Genomic DNA, 21,542 nt, shown 5'->3' on the forward strand with positions numbered 1-21,542 from the left:
TTTATTTTAAGTATTTTAAAGCTAGCTTCGCATAATAACTTGCAGCCCTAGCTAAAAGCTTATCATTAAAAACATAACTAGAATTATGTAAATAAATGTCGTTTTCATTTTCTAAAAAAGCATAGGCACATTTTTTCATTTCGCAAAAAAATCCAAAATCCTCACTTGCCATTAAAGGACGATGATTAAATTCACAATTTTTTTCGCCAAATAATTCTTTTGCAACCTCACTAGCAAAATCCACAGCTTCATCGTTGTTCATAGTCACTGGCGCAACAACATTTTTATTGATTTTAATTTCTATATCATTAGCCTGTGTAATACCTTTACAAATTTTATAAATTTTTTCTTCAGTTAGCTTTCTAGTTTCATTATCTAATGCTCTAACACTCATTTTAATCGTTGCATTATCTGGAATGATATTAAAAGCATGTCCTGCATTAAAAGCTCCTATACTTACAACTGCTGAATTTTGGGGATCAACATTGCGAGATACTATGCTTTGTAAAGCCACAACAAGCAAAGAAGCAGCATAAATAGGATCTTTTGCCTTTTCTGGAGCACTTCCATGACCACCTCTTCCAATAACTTCAATGCTATAATTATCCGAAGAAGCCATCATCGCACCTTTTTTAAGATAAAATTTCTTATCGCTACCAAAAGGCATATTGTGCCATCCAAAAACATAATCACTATCAAATTTTTCAAACAATCCATTTTCTATCATTGCCTTAGCACCACCCAAACCCTCTTCAGCAGGTTGAAAATAAAGATTTAGAGTGCCATTAAAATTCTGACTTGCTAAATACTTTGCAGCAAGCAATAAAGAAGTAGTATGTCCATCATGACCGCAAGCATGCATTACATTTTCTTTTTTGCTTTTATAAGGCAAATTTGTGCATTCTTGTAAAGGCAAAGCATCCATATCTGCACGAAGTCCTATTTTTTTATCGCTATTTCCCTTTTTTAAAACCCCCACAACACCTGTTTTTCCTATTTCCTCATAAACCTCATAACCAAATTCTTTTAATTTTTGTGCCACTAATTTTGCAGTACATAATTCATCAAAACCAAGCTCAGGATTTTCATGAATTTGATGACGAATTTTTTCAAATTCGCCTTGTAAGTCTAGTATTTCTGGAATTAAATTCATTCTATTTTTCTCCTTGTATAAAATTTTCTCTTCTAGGTAAAACAAATTGTGCTAAGATCGCTGAAATAAAAATCAAAGCAAAAATATAAACAAAACCCAAAGTAAAACTATGGGTTTTATCAACACTCCAAGATACTACCCATAGGTTAAATGATAGTATAACAAAGGTAATACTCCAAAAAGCACTCATAATATAAGCAGTTTGATTTGGATTAGAATTTTTTAATTCTGAAGGTAGATTAAAGAAAAATGGAAACCACATAGAATAAAAAATGCCTGATAACACAGCAAAAATCTGTATCAATACTAAATTTTGTAAAAACAACATACAAAATCCGCATATAAAAATACACGCCCCTCCAGACAATAGCATTATTTTAAAAGAAATATTTTTTCTTTTAAAAAATAATCCAAGATAAGGACCAAAAATAATAGCAAAATTAGCCAAGGCTGGAATTTCTTTTTTAGCAAAATCAGCTAATTCTTTACTAAAACCCGCATATTGCGCATAAAAAGTTGGTAAAAAAGTAAAAAGAGAATTTAAAAATAAAATAGGCCCTATGTAAAAAATAATCATACCCCAAGTAACACGAGATTTTAGAGCATAAATAAGATCTTTTGCATTATTCTTTTTTTCTTCTTTTTTATTCTCATCTTTACCTACAAAAAGCCACAAAATCAATAAAATCAAATTAATCCAAGCATAAAATGATAAAGAATCTCTCCAATTTCCAAAATAATTTGAGATACTTTCAGCTAAAACAAGTCCTAGGGTAATGCCTACCAAATTTGAAGTCATATTAAAACTAATTACAAAATGTAAAGCTTTTTTTTCAAACCATTGTTGTGCAATAGGCACTAAACAAACTAAAGCACAAGCTGAACCAAGCCCTGTTAAAAATCTTATAATCAAAATACCACTATAACTATCTACAAAACTTAAAAAGATACCCGAACTCATTAAAATACAGCCTAAAAAATATCCCTTTTTTAATCCGAATTTATAAACCAAAAAAGCAGTAAATGAAGCACCAAAAATTTTCGCAACTACTATCATACTAGTGATTAAAGTAGCTTGCTGAGTATTTAGAGCAAGATCATTTGAAATCAAGGGCATTAAAGACCCTGTTGCTGCCCAAGAGATACTAAAAACAGCATAAACACTAAAAATAATAAATTCAACCCCAATGCGTCTAAAATGAAATAAAAGTGATTTTTCCATATTAAAATCCTTTTTGGATATTTATTAAAATATAACATAAAAAAATGAGATATTTATTATCTTTGATTATTTTTTAATTTAATTATTTTTTTATATATTTTTTTGTTACTTTTTGAAAATTTATATATAAGTTTAAAGATAAAAAAACTAAAATACAAAATAAAAACCCATAAAAGTTTTTTGAAGTATTTAAATGATATATTTCAAAATCTAGTTTTAAAAAGGAAAAATATGGAATTTTTAGCATTTATTTTTTTGATTATTATATTTTTATTTGTAGTCTTTATCATCGTTACTCGCTATGAAAAAAAGATAAAATTACTCAACCAAAACATACAAAATATGAAAGAAGATATAGCCGATCTTAAAGAAACAACTCAAAAAAATCGCTCTTTAATTGAAAAAAATCGCTCTAATATAGAAAATATAATAAAATAAAACTAAGAAAGATTTGCGATAAGTTTATAGTGCTTTTTCTGATTTATCATTAAAGTAAAAATTTTTTCACTTGAATTTTCGCTTTTATTTTTATAAATCATGCTTTTTAAAAACGGAAAAAGCATCGTACTAGAAGTTTTACCTTGTAAAATAATATGCATAGAACCTTTTAAAATTCCATACTTATAGCTCATACCGCTTGGAAATATATCAAGATTAAAACTTAAACTATCTTCATTACTATCATAATTTAAAATTTCAATTTTAACAAAGCTAATTTCTTGATCTTCTTGAGATAAATTTTTAAAAATTTCAAGTTTTTCATGTTTTTTGATAGCAACAACTTCTTGCTTGCTTTCTTTAAAATCAGAAAGAAAATTTTCATTTTTAAAAATTCTTGAAAAAAATTTTAAATTTTTAAATTGCATACTTATTTGTTTTGTGTTTTCATGTATTATTTTTTCAGATTTTAAGATATCATGTTTTATATTATCTTCTTGGTTTTGATTATCTTTGTTTGATTTCATGTCAAAATCTTCAACGATAATCATATCTTCACTATTACAAATATTAAAATGTTTTACAATTTCTTCAAAAGTAAAACTGTCATCACTAAATTCCAAAAGCTCTATATTTGAAGTGATAAAATCAACACCATCTCGTTCTTCAATCTTATCTTTAATCACAAAAGCATCAACACAAAAGCACGATCTTTGAATTTCATATTCAGAACTTTTGCCTTTAAATACTATCTTCATCATCACAAAGCTTTTGCTATAAGCTCTAAAGGACTAGCAAAAACAACCTTACTTGAATTTTGTTCTAATGCATTTGAAATTTGCATTCTACAAGCTGAACACTCGGCACTTACCACACTAGCCTTACTTTCATCGATCATTTGTGCTTTTTTAAGCCCTACACTTAAGGCTTTATCATAATAATCCGTTTGCATACTCACCCCGCCAAAACCGCAACAAGTATTAGAATTACTCATTTCCACAAAATGATAATTTGTTTTTAAAAGTTCTCTTGGCTCTTTAAAAACCCCTTGCATTTTTCTTGCATGGCAAGGATCGTGATAAGTAATGCTATAATTAAATTTATTTTTTGTTTTTAAAATTTCTTCCAAAGAAGTAAATTTATAAAAATACTCGCTAGCCATATATATCTTAGATGACACACATTTTGCGCGTTTTGCCCAGTCTAAATCATTTTGCATTATAAAAAAATGTTCATAATCTATCTTTAACATAGCCGAACAAGTGGCCTCAGGAACTATAATAGCATCTAATTTTTCTAATTTTTTTTCAAAATACTCAATATTTTTTTTAGCCAAAACTTCAACACTTTTAAAATCACCCGTAAAAAATTGCGGCGCTCCACAACACACTTGTTCTTTCATCAAATCCACATTGATTTTTAATTCCCTAGTGATTTTAAGCACTGCATTAGCCGTATCTATGTAAAAATAATTCGCCAAACAACCTACAAAAAAACCTATTGTTTTTTCTCCATCATTATTGATAAATTTTGGATTAGAATTTAAGAAACTTTTTTTATTAAAACTTGTAAGCAATCTTCCCTTTTTAACAAAAGGCATGGAAAATCTTGCCTTCATACCTGTATTTTCATTCTCATTTTGAATTTTAAACGCACAACTTTGAAACACATAACCAAGCTTAGCTACCAAATCTAAAATTTTGCGTCTTCTTAAAAAGAAAAAAATAAGTTTTTTATACCAAGCTATACCAAATTTTTTAGCTATGTCATAACGAACTTCTTCTATGGCATTATCTACTCTTAATTTACTTGGACACACTTCAACACAATTGGTACATAAAAAACAAGATTCAAAAACTTTCTTAGCTTCTTTATCAAGCTCTAGAATTCCCTCTTTATAAGCAGATAAAAGATCTAAAAATCCTCTTGGACTGGTAATTTCATCGCGATTTTCTTCATGTATAGTACAAACAGGTATACATTTGCCACATTTAACACAAGCATCACTTATTTGACTAAATTTCATCTTACACCGTTTTTGAGAATACTTTTTTATCTTCACTAATGTTTTTCATATAAGCATCAAAACACATAGCAATATTTCTTATAAGCAAAACACCTGTTTCATTGACTTTGATAAAATTTTCATCAAAATTAATAAAATCTTTGTATTCTTCTAAAGCTTTTAAATCCTCTTTAAAATACTCCTGAAAATCAATGCAAAATTCTTTTTCTATTGACTTGATATCAAGCTTAAAATTTGCCATTAACTCCATAATCACTGCTTTTCTAAGCTCATCATCATCGCTTAAAGCTACGCCCCTTTCAAAAGGCAAAACTCCTCTATCTAATGCAGCCTCATAACTTGACATATCTTTAAAATTTTGCGCATAATGTCTTTGTCCTTCGCCTATACTTGTAAGCCCAACACCGACTAAATCAGCACCACCTTTAGTAGTATAACCTTGGAAATTTCTATGTAAAGTTCCATTTTCTAAAGCTTTAAAAAGCTCATCATTTTCTTTTGCAAAATGATCCATACCTATCATTTTATACCCGTTTTTACTCAAAAAATTCTCACAAAATTCTAAAATTTCAAGTTTAACATCAGGACTTGGCAAGGTATTTTCATCAAATTTTCTCATATTTTTCTTAAGCCAAGGCACATGAGCGTAATTAAAAATCGCTAAACGATCAGGATTTAAAAGCATAACTTTTTCTAAAGTTTGTGTAAAGCTTTGTAAATTTTGATAAGGCAAACCATAAATTAAATCCATATTTACAGACTTTATACCTTTACTTCTTACAAGATTTAAAGCATTTTGTGTTAATTCAAAAGGCTGGATGCGATGAATTTCTTTTTGAACTTTTTCATCAAAATCCTGCACTCCAAAGCTGATACGATTAAAGCCATTTTGTGTTAAAACTGTGGCTTGTTCGTCATTTAAAAAACGCGGATCGATCTCACAGCTAATCTCTGCATCTTTAGAAAAATTTCTAAAAATAGATCTGATTTTTAAAATCAAATTTTGAAGTTGTTTAGCACTAAAAAAAGTTGGAGTTCCGCCCCCAAAGTGCATTTGCACCACTTCTCTTTTAGTATCTAAAATAGTACTTAAAATATCAAGCTCTTTAAAAATATAAGTTAAATACCTTTCTTTACTCTCTTCTTTTGCAGTATAAATAACATTGCAACCACAAAAATAACAGGCACTCCTACAAAATGGTAAATGAAAATAAAGCGATAAAGATCTATCTTGCTTTTTTAAAATTTCTATATATTCTTCGTATTTGAAATTTGCATTAAACTCTACTGCTGTAGGATAAGAAGTGTAGCGTGGTCCTGCTTTAGAGTATTTTACAAAAGCTTTATAATCTCTCATTATGATTTACCCTTTCTATCATCGCTTGCATATCTACAAATAAATTTGGATGCTCTTGTTTGATTTTAGAAATTAATTTTTCAAGATCAATACTAACTTCCATAGTACCATTTTGCGCCTTTTGCTTGATCTCATCCATGGCAACCGTCCAAACATCGTTAAAATCTACAGGAATTTGTTGATAAATCGCCTTTTCTAAACGCAATTCAAAATTCTCTTTTTGACTTTGTTTTAAACTTTCAAGTATATTCTTAAGACTTTGTAAAGAAAGCAAAGTGTGAATTTCATCGTTTTCATCAATCACAAACCAAGGCTCAGGAGAATCAAAACTTCCATTTTCAAGAACTAAACATTTTTCGTTTTCATTCTCGCTTTGCTTCATTTTAAAAATCGTTCTATCTTTTTTCTTTATTCCTAGATTTTGACTAAATTCATCAATGCGTTTTAAGCAAATGCTATACTTTTCTAGCTCTTTCATTCTCTTCCTCTCTGATTATCCAAAAAGCAAAGCAAGGCTTTTACCACATAAAGGCGATTTCTTGCTTCTTCAAAAATCACATCTGCATGTTTTTCAAAAATTTCTTCACTCACTTCATAACCCCTATAAGCAGGCAAACAATGAAGCAATATCGCGTCTTTATTGGCAACGCTCATAGCCTTCTCATCGATTATAAATCCTTCAAATTCTTTAATCTTGCGTTCTTTTTCATTCTCTTCACCCATAGAAACCCAAGTATCGGTGATGACTACATCTTTATCCTTTAAGGCTTCAAATTTATCATGACTTAAGGAAATTTTGGCTCCTGAAATCAAAGCCTGTTTCATAGCAAATTCCCAAATTTCAGGGCTAATTTTATAGTTTTTTGGTATAGCTATACTAAATTCAAAGCCCAAAATCGCAGCCGCAATAAGCCAAGAATTGCACATATTGTTACTATCTCCGATAAAAGCAACTTTTGCTATACCATTTTGCATCTTATTCCATTCTTTGATAGTAAGCAAATCTCCTAAAACCTGAGTAGGGTGATAAAGCTCGCTTAAAGCATTGATCACAGGGGCTTTAGAATATCTTGCAAATTCGAGTAAAGTTTCATGTTTATTGACTCTCATCATCACAAAATCAACCATCGCCCCTATCACCCTAGCTGTATCCTTTACAGGCTCGCCACGACTAAGTTGTAAATCATTGCTGCTTAAAAACAAAGCCTTTCCGCCAAGCTCTGTTATGGCTAATTCAAAAGCCATTCTTGTTCTTGTAGAATTTTTCTCAAAAATCATTGCTAAAGTTTTATCTTGTAAAAGTTTTTTAGGCTCTTTTTTAAGCTCGTTAGCATGATTTACAAGGCTTAAAATTTCCTCCTTAGAAAAATCTCTTAAAGTTAAAAAATGTTTCATTTTTCTCCTTTTAACATTTTAGCTAATTCTTTGGCATGATAAGTGATGATAAGCTTTGCCCCTGCTCTTTTAAAAGCTATCATAGTTTCATATAAGATTTTTTCATAATCAATCACTCCCGCATTTTTAGCTGCCTTTAGCATAGCATATTCTCCGCTTACATTATAAACACACAAAGGCAAGTTAGAATGAAGAGATATTTCCTTAACCACATCAAGATAAGCAAGAGCAGGTTTTACCATCAAAATATCAGCTCCTTGCGTTTCATCTTCCAAACTTTCTTCTAAAGCTTCTTTACCATTAGCAAAATCCATTTGATAGCTTTTTCTATCTCCATAACTTGGAGCTGACTCTGCTACATCTCGAAATGGCCCATAATAACTTGATGCAAATTTAGTAGAATACGCCATTATAGGCAAATTTTCAAAACCTTCCTTATCTAAAGCTTCACGCAAAGTAGTGATAATACCATCCATCATCCCACTAGGTGCTATCATATCTACCCCTGCTCTTGCGTGAACTAAGGCTTGTTTGGCTGAAATTTCTAAAGTGGCATCATTATCTACGCTTTTTGTTTTTGGATCGATAAACCCACAATGCCCGTGATCTGTGTATTCACAAAAACAAAGATCGCTAATTACAAAAAGATCTGGAAATTTTTTTTTAATCTCTCTTATACTTCTTGCAACAAGCCCTTCATCATCTAAAGCATCGCTTCCACAACTGTCTTTTTTCTCATTTTCTAAAACGCCAAAAAGTATAATGGCTTTAATGCCTAAGTTGACTACATTTTGACACTCTTTTAAAATTTCATCTAAACTCATTTGAAACACATCGGGCATAGAAGAAATTTCTTTTTTTATCCTTGTTCCATTAACCACAAAAAGCGGATAAATCAAATCATTTACACTTAAAGAATTTTCCCTTACCATAGATCTTAAGTTTTCATTAAACCTTAATCTTCTAAATCTTTTAAACATTTTTTTGTCCTTTTTTTGCTAAAATCTTAACATAAATTTGATTATAGAGAGTAGTAAATGAAAATAAAAATTTCAGAAATTGCGAATTTACCTAGCAAATGGGGAAATTTCCAAATACAAAGTTTCAAAGAAAATGATAAAGAACATTTATGTATATTTAAAAATACTCCAAAAGACACACTCAATCTAAGAATTCATTCAGAGTGCTTAACAGGAGATGCTTTAGGAAGTTTAAAGTGTGATTGTGGGGAACAGCTTGAATTTTCACTCAAATATATAGAAAAAAATGGCGGAATGGTGATTTATCTTAGACAAGAGGGAAGAGGCATAGGGCTTTTTAATAAGGTTAATGCTTATGCTTTACAAGATAAAGGTTTTGATACGATTAAAGCAAATCATCAGCTTGGCTTTAAAGCCGATGAGAGAACTTATGAAATTGTAGAATTTATACTCAAACACTATGAAATTTCTAAGGTTAATTTACTCACAAATAACCCTGAAAAGCTAGATTCTATCAAAGAAAAAATCATCACACGCATACCGATTTTAATAGAACCTAATCGTTTTAATGTAGAGTATTTAAACATAAAACAAACTCAAATGGGACATCTTAAATAAATGATTTTTAAAGATTATGATTTTTTGCAAAACTACGATTTAAAAAACTTTGAAGAAAAGGTAAAAATTTATAAAGAATTATTATCTAAATTTAACCGCATTCACAATCTTACTCATTTAAAAAATATAGATGAAAATATCTTTGATAGTATTAAAATTTTAGATTTTTATGATTTTTCTAAAGCAAAAAATATTGCCGATATAGGAAGTGGCGCAGGATTTCCAGCTGTATTTTTAGCTTTTTTACTGCAAAGCAATTTTCATCTTTTCGAACCCAATCCCAAAAAAGCTGCCTTTTTGCGGACACTAAAAATAGAATGCGAACTTTCAAATTTACATATTTACAAAGAAAAAGTTCAAGAGTGTAAAAATACCTTTAAAGCCGATATCATCACTTCAAGATCCTTAATGGATGTCAAGCCTTTGCTTGAAATTTGCAAAAATCTAAAAGATGAAAATACAATTTTTATTTTATGGAAAGGCAGTGAAATTTATCAAGAACTTGAAAATATAAAAAATTATGAAATTTTTGAAAATAATTTAAGAAAATATTGTATTTTAAAGTAGCCCTAAGGCTACTTTTTATTCTGCTAAATCAGCATTAAAACTGATATCAACCAAAGGCCAAGAGATTCCACCATGTCCTGGAGCAGCATCACTTAATGCTTTTAATGCTTTAGAACCATTTTTAAAAGTATGCAAATCAAGCTGCCCTTTAGCTTCAAATTTATTATCTTTGATAGTATAAGTTAAAGGTACAATAGTACTTTTTTTATCCATGGTAATTTTTGCTGAAATAACGCCTTTGTTTTCACCTACAATCACATCTTGGAAAACAACTTTAATATCTGCATTTCCCAATAAAGCAGGAAAAAACACTTTTGTGATATTATTGGTTATAACATCATTGCCTTCACCCATAAAAGCATTACTTGGCTTTATAGTAGCTTTAGCTCCTTTAAGATAACTTGCAAAATCCTTTGTATTTTTAGAAAATTTATATTCTACATTCTTAAATTCACCTTCTACTCCTACCATATCCTTAGTTTTATACCCTTCAAAAGATATTTTTAAACTATCTTCTTTAAAAGATACGGCACTTAAAGCAGATGCTAATAAACAAGAACTTAAAATACTTAAAACAATTTTTTTCATTTTAACTCCTTCAAAATGAGATTTTATTAAACAAAAACAATTATATTATCACTTGATTAATAAAAATAAATTTTTCAAAAAATAATTGTTATTACCAAAGTATATCTTTAAAAGTGAAAGTTAAAAAATATCCTCCAAAAATCAAAACAAGCCCTAAAACAAAAGCCAAACCAAATACTCTAGAGCCACTCTTTAAAAATTTTTTAAAGTCAATTTGTAAACCTAAAGCTGCCATAGCAAAAACAATACATAAAGTACAAAGTGTTTTACCCAAAGAAATAATATCACTTGTAGCAATACCCAAAATATTTTCTTTACTTGCTAGATAAGTATTTAAAACTATCATACCTAAAAATGCAAAAGCAAAATAAGGGATAGTGATACTTTTTGCAGTTTTTCCACTGCTTGAATGCTGATTTTTAGCAAAAAAATAAGTCACTATAAGCAAAAAAGGCACAAGTAAAATCACTCTCATCATTTTTATAATCACTGCAACATTAGAAGCACCTTGCTCAAATCCTGCCATATCTTTTGCCATTTCAGCGGCACCTGCAACATTCGCCACTTCATGCAAAGTAGCCCCCATAAAAACCCCCATAGCATTTTGATCAAAAAAAGGAAAAAGATTTAAAGAAAAAGCTATAGGATACAAAAACATAAACACAAGTCCAAAAATCACCACCGTACCTACAGCTAAAATTCCTTTAAAAGGATCACTTTTTAAACTTGACTCCAACGCTAAAACTGCTGCCGCACCGCAAATCGCACTTCCGGCTCCAACAAGCATAGAAGTTTCTTTATCGAGTTTAAAAATTTTCATCCCTACAAATAAAGCAATAATAAAAACAAAAAATATCACTATAGCAGAAAGCAAAAACCCTTTCAACCCTACACTTAAAAGCTCAGTTAAAGTGATATTAAAACCATATAAAACAATACCGAGTCTTAAAAGCTTTTTTGCACTAAAATGCACTCCAGCTTGAAAATGATGTTGGTATTTAAAAAACCAAGGAGAAAGCAATACTCCTATGATGATAGCAAAGGCAGTCGCTGCCAAATGAGTAGTATCTTTGATACTTTGAACACTAGAAAGATACATAGCAAAAATCACTATACAAGCAGTAAAAAGCAAACCCTTAAAATTTGAACGCACTATAGCCACGCTATGTGCTAAAAAACTTGTTTTCATTTATTTTCCTTTTTTGTAAATTTTGTGTTATTATATTTTTTTTATTAAAATTATAAAAATATATTATTTTAATTTTTATAATAATTTTTTTTTATTAAATAAAGGAATTACTCATGAAAATCAAAGATATGGAAATATTTTTAGATCTTTTAAACACTCAAAGTCCAACTCATACAGCCAACAATTTTTCCATAACTCAACCTAATGTTTCAATAGTAATTAAAAATTTAGAAAATAAATTTGATGGCATTTTATTTGAAAGACTTGGAAAAAAACTCTTACCTACACCAAAAGCTTTAGAACTAGGAAAAAATTGGTTAAAAATTATACAAGCCTACTACCAAAGCTTAGAAAAATTAAACGACGAAAGTATGCTCTTAGGGGAAATAAAAATAGCCTCAACTCAAAGCATTTCTGAACATTTTTTAGCTCCTATTTTATTTGATTTTAAAGCAGAATTTAAAAACATAGAAATTCGCTCTCAAACGCAGAATTCAAAAGAATGTTTAAATTTGCTAAAAAACGGAAATATAGAATTTGCAATTATTGAAGCAGAACTTGATCCAGCTTTAGTGGAGTATGAAAATTTAGAAATAAATTTTTGGCAAAATGATGAACTTATAGTAGCCACAAGTGATAAAAAACTCAATGAAAAAGAATTTTATATCGATGAACTTTTAGAACAAAAGTGGATTTTAAGAGAAGTAGGCTCAGGCTTAAGGGATAAATTTTTAAACGAAATTGGTGCAAGCTCAAAAAAACTTAATATTTTTCTTGAGCTTGATAGAATGGCTGCGATTAAAGAACTTGTTTTACAAAAAAAAGCAATCTCTATTTTTTCCAAAAAAAGCATAGAAAAAGAATTAAAAAATTCAACACTTTATGAAATCAAGTTAAAAAATATCAACCTAAAGCGTAAATTTTATACCTTAAAAAGAAAAAATTATAATTTTAACAGAGCTTTAGAAAAATTTGAAAAAATATTTAAATCATAAGCATAATAACCGATTTATATAGAAAGTTAAGCAATTTTTAGATAAAATTCAAAGCTTATATAAATTTCAAGGATAATCAATGAACGCCAAAACTCAAGAAGCTGAATTAGAAGAATTATTTCAAGAAAATGCAAAAGATTATATCACATATGAAAAATTGGTAAAATATCTTACAAAACAACCAAGTGCATCAACCGCTAAAAAAGTGCAAGCATTAGTGAAAAAACACAAAGTGCAACTTTTTTCAGCAGCTGAAATTGCACAAATGAAAAACATAGAAGATGCAAAAAGACTTCAAGAAGAAAAACAAAAACTCCAAGATACAAGCCTTGAGAACGAATTTGATTTAGCCAATGAAAACGATTTATTAGAATGGAGCAGATCAGACTCTCCTGTTCGTATGTATTTAAGAGAAATGGGACAAATTGCTTTATTAAACAAAGATGAAGAAATTGAAATTTCCAAAAAAATAGAACTTGGCGAAGATATTATTATTGATGCTTTTTGTTCTGTACCTTATTTGATAGATTTTATTTTAGATTATAAAGAACCTTTAATAAACAGAGAAAGAAGAGTAAAAGAATTATTTAAAAGCTTTGACGATGAAGAAAAAAGTGATGATAAACTTGATGAACTTGATATAGATGAAGATGAAGAAAACGAAACAGAATTAGAAACGGATGAAGAAAATACTAAAAAAAACAGCAAAAAAGAAGATGAAAGAACCTTAAAAGTTATAGAAAAATTTAAAGCTCTAGAAAAAGCTAAAAAAGATTGGCTAAAAACATCCAAAGACAAGGAAAGTGGAGATGAGCTTTTAGATAAATTAAGCATTGCATTCAAAAAAAATATTTTAAAAGAAAAATTAATGGATCTAGGCCCTACTTCAAAACTTATTAGTGAAATCGTAAAATCAATGGAAACTGCACTAAAAAGTGATGAAGAATTTGACAAAGAACTTAAGCGTTTAGAATACCGCTTACCTATGTTTTCTGATGAACTTAAAAAACGCCATGCAGATATTTTAAAAGATATTACAAAATTGAGCAAAGAAGAAATCACAGAGCGAGCTTTAGAAACAACCATGGTAAGCACTTATATGGAAATTAAAAAACTATTTCAAACTAAAGAAGCCAGTGAAAAAAGCTTTGATCTTGAAAAATCACGTTTAAAAGAAATTTTAGAGCAAATTAAACGTGGTAAAAAAATCTCTGATGAAGCAAAAGGAAGAATGGCAAAATCAAACTTGCGTCTTGTTGTAAGCATAGCTAAACGCTACACAAATCGTGGTCTACCTTTCTTAGATCTTATTCAAGAAGGGAATATAGGCTTGATGAAAGCTGTGGATAAGTTTGAATACAAAAGGGGTTATAAATTTTCCACTTATGCAACCTGGTGGATCAGGCAAGCTATTTCAAGGGCTATAGCTGATCAAGCAAGAACCATAAGAATTCCAATCCACATGATAGAAACCATCAATCAAATTAACAAAATTATCCGCGAACATCTACAAAAAGATGGAAAAGAACCTGATGTCAGCGTTATAGCTAAAGAAGTAGGTTTAAGCGTAGATAAGGTTAAACAAGTTATTAAAATTACAAAAGAACCAATTTCTCTTGAAGCTCCAATAGGAAATGAAGATGATGGTAAATTTGGAGATTTTGTTGAAGATAGAAATTCACTTTCTCCAATGGATCATATCTTAAAGGATGATTTAAAAGAACAAATTGATGAAGTTTTAGATCAATTAAACGATAGGGAAAAAGCGGTAATTCGAATGCGCTTTGGCTTAATGGATGATGAAAGTGATAGAACTTTAGAGGAAATTGGAAAAGAGCTTAATGTCACTCGAGAAAGAGTGAGACAAATAGAAAGTTCAGCTATAAAAAAACTCAAACACCCTAAAGTAGGAAGAAAACTAAAAAATTATATTGAAGGTTGGAAGTAAGAGTCAATCTCTTACTAAAAACCCAAATCTTTTTCTTCTTTTAACTTGCGCACATGTTCAAAAAAAACTAATTTTCCGCTATGTTTTTTTAAATTTTTAAATTCCTTAATATCAAATTCTAAACACAAGATAGAAGAAGTTGGAAAAGAAGCTAAACATAGCGAGCTTAATAACTCTCCAAGCTCCATTAAACCAGGATTATGACCCACTAAAAATACTTCGTTAAACTCATCATCAATATCTTGCAAAATTTTTAGCAAATTTTCAACATTGCAAAGATACAATCTTTCATCAAAACAAATTTTATTTTTATCAAAATTATAAAATTTGGCTATTTTTTTCGCTGTTTTAGCGGTTCTAACAGCAGGACTTGATAACACTAAATCTGGATGAATTTCATGCAAGGCAAGATTTTTAAAAAGTTTTTTTAAATCTTCCTTTCCACTCTTAGTAAGCTTTCTTTCAAAATCATCGATATCTCCTCTCTTACTTGCTTTTGCATGTCTTATAATATAAATTTTTTTCATTTTACCTCTTTTATTTTAGCTAAAATATAACCACATATAAACCCGAAAATATGACCATACCAAGCAACATTTACCCCCATAAGCAATGGCACAAAACTCATAAGCAAAATTGCCACTATAAGTCCTTTTGTGCTATTTTTATCAAGAACAGCATAAAAGCCTATTAAAACACAAATTGCACCACTAGCACCTATGACATTTATATTTTCTCCAAAATATTTAACATAAAAAACACTTAAAAGTGAACATAACAACCCGCCAATAAAATAAATAAAAATAAAACGCAAAGCACCCAAATAAGTTTCTAATATACGCCCAAATTGAAGTAAAACTATCATATTTAATATAAGATGAGTTAAATTTCCATGTAAAAACATTGAACTTAAAAGTTGCCAATAAGCTCCATTAAAAAATAAAATATTCAAACCAAGGATATTGTAATAATCATAAGAAATCAAAAAATAACATAAAATATTTAAAAAAATTAAAAAAATTGTAAGCAAAGTATAAAACCTTTATTTTTTATAATATTGTCTTAAAATTCACATAAAATTCACATAAATTCTTTACAATTTTACTAAAAAATAATTAGGAAAAATATTGAAAATTAAATTTTTAAGTATTATTACTATTTTAAGTTTATCTTTAAACGCTGATATAATAATTTCTGCTGATAATTTGCCAAGTGTTTCTAAAGAATTTTTACAACATAATTTCAAAGCACCTATAGGGATTGTACAAAAAGACAAAAATTCCTATGAAGTCTATCTTAGCGATGGGACAGAACTTGAATTTGACATAGATGGAGCTTGGAAAGAAATTGAAAATAAAGCCTTTCCTTTTGAACTAGATTTTTTACCTCAAAATTTAGCTAATATCATTAAAAACAAATTTCCAAATACAAAAGCTAGAGAAATCGAAAGAAAAATCAACCATTACAAGATTAAATTTGATAACGATGTAAAAATTCTTATAGATTTTAATGGAACTATCTTGCACAAAGAAATTGATGATTAAAATATAATCAAATCTGCATTATATTTTTAACATCATCATGTTCTATCTTTTCTTTTTCAAGCAAAAGCTCTGATAATTTTAAAATTTTATCCTTCATAGAATTTAAAAATTCATCCATTTCTTTTTTTTGTTTGCTTAACTTTGGTTCTTCTAACATATCAAAACTCAACATATAATCAAGCAATTCTTTAATCTTTAAAAAATCATCTTGCGAGTTAGTATAACTTTCATTGTAAATTAATTTCATAGCCCTAGAACCAGCCAAATAAACTTTTATACGATTGATAAGTTCTGATTTTGATCTTATATTATGCTCATATTCTTTAAAACGATCTTCAATGAGAGTTATTTTATCAAATCCTATGTCAAAATAATACGCACTCAAAGCTTTTGCAGCTTGATAAGTGGCTTGAATTTTTTTCTCTTCATCATTAAAACTTAAAATCTTTTTCTTGCCTAAAAGAACTTTATTTAATACAGCATAAAAATCACTTTCCTCGACTAAAGCACTATTTCTTCTTAAAGCATTAATTGCTGCTTCATTGACCAAAGTTTCAAGTCCTGCTCCACTAAAACCTACGCTTGCTTTGGCGATTTTATTTAAATTGACATTATTGTTTTTATCTTTCATATAAATTTCTAAAATTTTAAGTCTGTCTTTAAAATCAGGTAAAGATAAAAAAATTCTCCTATCAAAACGCCCTGAACGCAATAAAGCAGAATCCATAAGTTCGATTTTATTTGTCGCAGCTATAACTATAACCCCACTATTATCCTCAAAACCATCCATTTGGGTTAAAAGTTGATTTAAAGTACTATCTCTTTCAACATTTGACATTTCTCCCCTTGCTTTACCTACAGCATCTATTTCATCGATAAAAACTATACTAGGAGCCATCATTTTAGCTTTTGAAAAAAGCTCTCTAACTCTTTTTGCACCCATACCTACATAAATTTCAACAAAACTTGAACCACTTTGATAAAAAAATGGCACCCCTGCTTCTCCTGCAACTGCTTTTGCTATCAATGTTTTTCCTACACCAGGTGGGCCTACCATTAAAACACCTTTTGGCATTTTTACACCAAATTCTTTATATTTTTTAGGATTTTGTAAAAAATCCACAAGTTCGCTTAGCTCCATTTTAACTTCATCAACGCCTGCTACATCATTAAAAGTGATATTTGAAATCACAGGTTTTATATGAGAACTTTCTAAATTTATATTTGAATTTTGAGCTTGAGTGTGATTCTTATTTGATATAGGATATTTAGCTAACTCTTTTTTACGAGCAAAATAACCAAGACTTATAAAAAGTGCGATAATAAAAACAAGTAAAATAAAAAACATCCAAAGCGTGTTATCTTTTTTAACCTCTACGGGAACTTTTGCTAAAAGTGTTTTTATATCTATACCATCTTTTATAATTACGTAATTTTCACCTTCTGCCTTAAGCCAAATTTCGTCTTTATCAATCACAGCTTTTTGGATTAAATTTTGACTTAATAGACTTTGATAAAGATTTTCATCTATATATTTAGGTTCATTTTTAAAATATAAAATTCCCAAAAGCATACATAAAACCATAAAAGATGCTAAAATTATCTTTTTATTTTTCATTATCTAGCCTTTTAAAATTGCAAAGTTAGACTTTTCTTGCACTTCATATTCAGATATAACAATCCATTCTTTAGCTATATCTTTATCACTTTTAATTTTGATCTTGTTAAAAAACTGATCATAACCCTCAAAAAAACCATCTTTTTGATTTTCTATCAAAACTTCAAGTGAAACTTGATTTTTTTTCCTAAATTCATAATTATTTTTTTCTACTATGGATTTTAAAGTGTTTAGCCTTTCTTTAGCTAAAGTTCCATTTATCACATCCTTCATGGTAGCAGAATGCGTGTTGTTTCTAGGACTAAAAATAAAAGCATGAATATGAGTGAGTGGAAATTCTTTAAATTTTTTCAAAGCTTCTTGCCATAGCTCTTCACTCTCACCTGGATGAGCTACTATAAAATCCGTCCCTAAAGCATATCCTTTGCTTGCTATAGTATTAAAAAGCTTTAAATCATTATCCGTATGCGATCTTCTTCGCATTATACGAAGCATTTTTTCACTTGTATGCTGCAATGCAATATGTAAATGCCTTTCAAGCCAAGTTTCATCTAAAATTTCTAAAAAACTCTCATCAATTTGTGCGGGTTCTAAACTACCTAACCTTATGCGTTTTATACCTGAAATTTGTCCCATTTTCCGCAAAAGCTTGCCTAAACTTGTGCCATTTTTAAGCCCATATGAACCTATATTAGTCCCTGTTAAAACAATTTCACTATAACCATTAGCTCCCAAAATTTCAACCTGTTTTAAAAGAGCTTTTTCATCCACACTTCTTGATTTTCCCCTCACGCTAGGGATAATACAATAAGAACAAGCAAAATCACAACCTTCTTGAATTTTAACAAAAGCTTTGGTATGATTTTCATATTCACAAACTATATCTTTATCAATAAAATTTAAATTTCCAAGTTCATAAAAACTTGTCTTTGCTCCTAAAAATTCATTGATTTTATCTTTATTTGACGCTCCAAGCACTCCAAAAACTTGCTTTTTATCTAAAAGCTCCTTACCTTTGCTTACAGCACCACAACCTGTAAGTATAACTTTAATGCCTTTTTTTTGCATGGTATTTACATAAGACTTTATCCCGCTATCAGCTCCATTTGTAACCGTGCAAGAATTTACAACGATAATTTGTGCTTTATTCTCATCATTTATAATCTCATAATCTTTTACATAACTTTTTAAAAGCTCTGTATCATAAATATTTGTGCGACACCCAAAGGTTTTAAAAAAAACTTTTTCTTTCAATCTTTATTCCTTGCATGAAAATGCATATTTTCATGATATTGTTCAAAATGATTTTGATTTAAATTTCCTAAATATAAATTTTGCGATGGATAAGCAATTTTTATATCTTTATGCTTATTAAATTCTTTTATAATCTCTTTACTAATCGTACTTCTTAATACCAAAGCCGCATAAGCATTGGTCATATACCATGCAGAAATTCGCATTCCCCAATGTTCAAAAAACATAAAAAACCTTGGCTCCACTTTAGGATTTTTAATACTATATTCATGTTGTAAACGAGCTATATTTTTTCTAGCAAGCTCAGTATAACCTTTGGCATGGCGTGTAACAATATTTTCCACAATTTCTTGCGCTTTATCAAGATTACTATCAAAAGTAACACTTATATCAATGCCATCAAGCACGGTTTTCATACCATGATGAGTATAATTAGCAAGCAAATTTGTAAAAACATAGTTGTTAGGAATAAATATAATACGCCCACTACGACGATTTTTGCTATAAGTTTCAAGCGTAAGCTCTTCATAAAGAGTAATGCGTAAAAAAGAAATATCTATAATATCTCCTATATAGGTAGTATTATTTTGAAAAACTTTTACACGATCCCCTACTCTAAAACTTCCACCAAAAATAATCACACACCATCCAAGCATAGACATAAACATATCTTTCATAGCAATAGCTAAGCCTGCAGAAGCAAAACCAAGTATAGTTACAAGATAAGTAATATTTTCTATATAAGCAAAGAGCAAAATAAGAAAAATAATATTTATATTAATAAAATTAATAATCTTCGTAGCAGTATAATATCTTTCACTATCTTTAATATATTTTTTAGCAATAAATTTCAACATAAAAGCTATAGCTATAACAACAACAATAGCAACAAGTATATTTACAGCCCTTAAGCTTTGAACTTTAATCTCAGCACTTACTCGAGAAAGCTCTTCATCAATTTTTTTCTCATAAACAGAATAAGAAACACTAGCAAAATTTAAAGCTTGCTCAAATTCTTCTAATTTTTTATCCGAAGCCTTTAAAGCTTCTATATTCTCAACACTTGGTTTAAGCTCAACTAATTCCTTAAGTTCTGAGTTTTTTTCTCTAATTTTATCTACTAAATTTTTAAAATCATTAAATTTAAATATATACTCTTCCTTTTCTCCTTTTAATTTCTTAATATGAGAAAAAGCTCCTATAATAGCCAAAGGATTAGTAAGTTTAGATAAAGTTTCTATATTATCAGGAGCACTAAGACTTTGTGCAAAATTTAAATCTTTATATTCTTTAAGCAAGCTCAATTGCTCTTCTAAATTTGCTATCTTGCGTTTAAGTTCTTCTTGTTGGTGAATATCGGAAGTCTTTTTTAAATTAAGATTTAAAATGATTAATTCATCATTTATATCTTGATATTTTATAAAATTTTCATAACGTATATTCCAAATACTAGCACTGATTACAGTATTTAAAGTATTAATTTTCTCATTTATATTATTAATAATAGTCCGATTTACATCTCCAAAAGCAAAAACAACAAAAAAGGTTAAAATAATAATTTTTTTCATTGAAATTCTCTTAAAGTTGCAATTATATCTTCTTTAGAAATATCGCTTCTTATCAAACCCTTACCCAAAGGACTAGCAAGAACAAAATTGATTTTTTTATTAGAGCTTTTTTTATCCATGAAAAAAGCTTCATAAAATTCATCTACATTGTTGATTTTATATGATATTGGCAAACTGAATTTAAGTAAAATATCTTTTATTCTTTGACTTTGCATTTTATCCAAAAACCCTAAATTTAAAGCTAATTGATTTGCCATAACCATACCTATAGCTACTGCTTCTCCGTGTAAATAAAACTTATAATCTGTAAAATTTTCTATGACATGAGCAAAAGTATGTCCATAATTTAAAAGCATTCTAAGCCCTGATTCTTTTTCATCTTGTTCAACAACCCTTGATTTAAGTTCTATGCTTCTTGCTATAATTTGAGTAAAAATTTCATTCTCGCAAGTAGCATTTAAGAAACTTTTTTCATCAATTTTTTCTATAAAATCAAGTATACTATCATCAAACATTGTCGCCATTTTAATAAATTCAGCCATACCTGCAGCAAGTTCCCTAGAACTCAAAGTCTTTAAAAAAGAACTCTCACAATATACAGCTTTAGGTTGATAAAAAGTGCCAATAAGATTTTTACCAAAATTATTATTAACACCTGTTTTTCCACCTACTGCTGCATCAACGCAAGCTAAAAGTGTAGTAGGAATATTTATAAAATCAATACCTCTTTGATAAATACTAGCAGCAAATCCGCCCATATCACTAATCACGCCACCACCAAAACTTATAAGCACGCTTTTTCTATCCAATTTAGAATTAAACATTTGGTTTAAAATTTCTTCTATGGTGCTTAAATTTTTATATTCTTCACCATCTTTTACAGTAGCAATAAAAATTTCTTTTGCCTTAATTTTAGAAAGTAATGTTTTCAAATGAAGACCTGAAATCTTAGGATTTGAAAGTATAAAAACCTTACTATCAAATTTTAATTCTTCAAGTTCATCAATATAAACCTTATAAGCATTTTCTTTTAACTTAACTTCTACTTGCATTGAACTACTCTTTTTGCGTTTATTCTATCA

The 21,542-nt window shown here is 29.0% G+C and carries 22 protein-coding genes; 6 read left to right on the plus strand and 16 right to left on the minus strand.

The genetic code is table 11. From position 1 onward, the window contains the following. Position 1: 1 nt before the first annotated feature. Both AJ888_RS08000 and AJ888_RS08005 read right to left on the minus strand, forming a co-directional pair. Complete coding sequence (locus tag AJ888_RS08000) at positions 2-1,153, minus strand: M20 aminoacylase family protein (protein WP_002861725.1); 1,152 nt, start codon at positions 1,151-1,153, stop codon at positions 2-4. Position 1,154: 1 nt separating this feature from the next. Continuing rightward, complete coding sequence (locus tag AJ888_RS08005) at positions 1,155-2,375, minus strand: CynX/NimT family MFS transporter (RefSeq protein WP_002861726.1); 1,221 nt, start codon at positions 2,373-2,375, stop codon at positions 1,155-1,157. Between the two features lie 231 nt (positions 2,376-2,606). Here AJ888_RS08005 and AJ888_RS08015 point away from each other — a divergent pair, with 231 nt between their 5' ends. After that, entirely contained in the window at positions 2,607-2,813 is a 207-nt protein-coding gene (locus AJ888_RS08015; RefSeq protein ID WP_002853356.1) for a membrane protein, read from the plus strand. A 2-nt stretch (positions 2,814-2,815) separates the two neighbouring features. Here AJ888_RS08015 and AJ888_RS08020 read toward each other — a convergent pair whose 3' ends face one another. Genes AJ888_RS08020 through hemB form a run of 6 tightly spaced genes read right to left on the minus strand, consistent with a single transcriptional unit; the run spans position 2,816 to position 8,571 of the window. Beyond that, positions 2,816-3,577 (minus strand): DUF5416 family protein, encoded by a 762-nt coding sequence (locus AJ888_RS08020; protein WP_079396323.1) that lies wholly within the window; start codon positions 3,575-3,577, stop codon positions 2,816-2,818. Beyond that, the gene (locus tag AJ888_RS08025; protein WP_002861728.1) at positions 3,574-4,839 is read right to left on the minus strand and encodes a (Fe-S)-binding protein; all 1,266 of its coding nucleotides are present in this window, start codon (positions 4,837-4,839) and stop codon (positions 3,574-3,576) included. Before AJ888_RS08025 ends, AJ888_RS08020 begins: the two co-directional genes overlap by 4 nt. A gap of 1 nt (position 4,840) precedes the next feature. Beyond that, complete coding sequence (gene hemN, locus AJ888_RS08030; RefSeq protein ID WP_002861729.1) at positions 4,841-6,196, minus strand: oxygen-independent coproporphyrinogen III oxidase; 1,356 nt, start codon at positions 6,194-6,196, stop codon at positions 4,841-4,843. Continuing rightward, positions 6,183-6,674, minus strand: coding sequence for a DUF2603 domain-containing protein (locus AJ888_RS08035; RefSeq protein ID WP_002861730.1), 492 nt, complete (start codon positions 6,672-6,674; stop codon positions 6,183-6,185). The genes hemN and AJ888_RS08035 overlap by 14 nt, the downstream gene beginning before the upstream one ends. After that, positions 6,671-7,591 carry an ornithine carbamoyltransferase gene (gene argF, locus AJ888_RS08040; protein ID WP_002861731.1) on the minus strand — a complete coding sequence of 307 codons (921 nt, stop codon included), beginning with the start codon at positions 7,589-7,591 and terminating at the stop codon, positions 6,671-6,673. Before argF ends, AJ888_RS08035 begins: the two co-directional genes overlap by 4 nt. Beyond that, a complete protein-coding gene (gene hemB, locus AJ888_RS08045; RefSeq protein WP_002861732.1) occupies positions 7,588-8,571 on the minus strand; it encodes a porphobilinogen synthase in 984 nt (327 codons plus the stop codon). Before hemB ends, argF begins: the two co-directional genes overlap by 4 nt. 57 nt (positions 8,572-8,628) lie before the next feature. Between hemB and ribA the strand changes: the two genes are divergently transcribed. Continuing rightward, a complete protein-coding gene (gene ribA / locus AJ888_RS08050; RefSeq protein WP_002855920.1) occupies positions 8,629-9,189 on the plus strand; it encodes a GTP cyclohydrolase II in 561 nt (186 codons plus the stop codon). After that, positions 9,190-9,756 carry a 16S rRNA (guanine(527)-N(7))-methyltransferase RsmG gene (gene rsmG, locus AJ888_RS08055; protein ID WP_002861733.1) on the plus strand — a complete coding sequence of 189 codons (567 nt, stop codon included), beginning with the start codon at positions 9,190-9,192 and terminating at the stop codon, positions 9,754-9,756. 15 nt (positions 9,757-9,771) lie between these two features. On the opposite strand, the gene AJ888_RS08060 is transcribed toward rsmG, so the two are convergent. Together AJ888_RS08060 and AJ888_RS08065 are read right to left on the minus strand one after the other, a co-directional pair. Beyond that, complete coding sequence (locus AJ888_RS08060) at positions 9,772-10,344, minus strand: hypothetical protein (protein ID WP_002861734.1); 573 nt, start codon at positions 10,342-10,344, stop codon at positions 9,772-9,774. Between the two features lie 91 nt (positions 10,345-10,435). After that, on the minus strand, positions 10,436-11,533 hold the full coding sequence (locus AJ888_RS08065; protein ID WP_002861735.1) for a YeiH family protein: 1,098 nt from the start codon (positions 11,531-11,533) through the stop codon (positions 10,436-10,438). Positions 11,534-11,646: 113 nt separating this feature from the next. Between AJ888_RS08065 and AJ888_RS08070 the strand changes: the two genes are divergently transcribed. Beyond that, complete coding sequence (locus AJ888_RS08070; protein WP_044793980.1) at positions 11,647-12,528, plus strand: LysR family transcriptional regulator; 882 nt, start codon at positions 11,647-11,649, stop codon at positions 12,526-12,528. 79 nt (positions 12,529-12,607) lie between these two features. After that, a complete protein-coding gene (rpoD, locus tag AJ888_RS08075) occupies positions 12,608-14,476 on the plus strand; it encodes an RNA polymerase sigma factor RpoD (RefSeq protein WP_002861737.1) in 1,869 nt (622 codons plus the stop codon). Between the two features lie 14 nt (positions 14,477-14,490). Here the strand turns inward: rpoD and AJ888_RS08080 are convergent, their stop codons facing one another. Both AJ888_RS08080 and AJ888_RS08085 read right to left on the minus strand, forming a co-directional pair. Continuing rightward, positions 14,491-15,003, minus strand: coding sequence for a SixA phosphatase family protein (locus tag AJ888_RS08080; protein WP_002861738.1), 513 nt, complete (start codon positions 15,001-15,003; stop codon positions 14,491-14,493). After that, positions 15,000-15,506, minus strand: coding sequence for a rhomboid family intramembrane serine protease (locus tag AJ888_RS08085; RefSeq protein ID WP_002861739.1), 507 nt, complete (start codon positions 15,504-15,506; stop codon positions 15,000-15,002). Before AJ888_RS08085 ends, AJ888_RS08080 begins: the two co-directional genes overlap by 4 nt. Before the next feature lie 97 nt (positions 15,507-15,603). Between AJ888_RS08085 and AJ888_RS08090 the strand changes: the two genes are divergently transcribed. After that, a complete protein-coding gene (locus tag AJ888_RS08090; protein ID WP_002861740.1) occupies positions 15,604-16,020 on the plus strand; it encodes a PepSY-like domain-containing protein in 417 nt (138 codons plus the stop codon). Positions 16,021-16,027: 7 nt separating this feature from the next. On the opposite strand, the gene AJ888_RS08095 is transcribed toward AJ888_RS08090, so the two are convergent. Genes AJ888_RS08095 through aroB form a run of 4 tightly spaced genes read right to left on the minus strand, consistent with a single transcriptional unit; the run spans position 16,028 to position 21,512 of the window. Then, entirely contained in the window at positions 16,028-17,638 is a 1,611-nt protein-coding gene (locus tag AJ888_RS08095) for an AAA family ATPase (RefSeq protein ID WP_002861741.1), read from the minus strand. Between the two features lie 3 nt (positions 17,639-17,641). Beyond that, complete coding sequence (mtaB, locus tag AJ888_RS08100; protein ID WP_002861742.1) at positions 17,642-18,892, minus strand: tRNA (N(6)-L-threonylcarbamoyladenosine(37)-C(2))-methylthiotransferase MtaB; 1,251 nt, start codon at positions 18,890-18,892, stop codon at positions 17,642-17,644. Continuing rightward, positions 18,889-20,460 carry a mechanosensitive ion channel family protein gene (locus tag AJ888_RS08105; RefSeq protein ID WP_002861743.1) on the minus strand — a complete coding sequence of 524 codons (1,572 nt, stop codon included), beginning with the start codon at positions 20,458-20,460 and terminating at the stop codon, positions 18,889-18,891. The genes mtaB and AJ888_RS08105 overlap by 4 nt, the downstream gene beginning before the upstream one ends. Beyond that, on the minus strand, positions 20,457-21,512 hold the full coding sequence (gene aroB, locus AJ888_RS08110) for a 3-dehydroquinate synthase (protein ID WP_002861744.1): 1,056 nt from the start codon (positions 21,510-21,512) through the stop codon (positions 20,457-20,459). Before aroB ends, AJ888_RS08105 begins: the two co-directional genes overlap by 4 nt. Positions 21,513-21,542: the final 30 nt, after the last annotated feature.

The organism is Campylobacter sp. BCW_6467, assembly GCF_001762855.1.
Classification (GTDB): Bacteria; Campylobacterota; Campylobacteria; order Campylobacterales; family Campylobacteraceae; genus Campylobacter_D; species Campylobacter_D jejuni.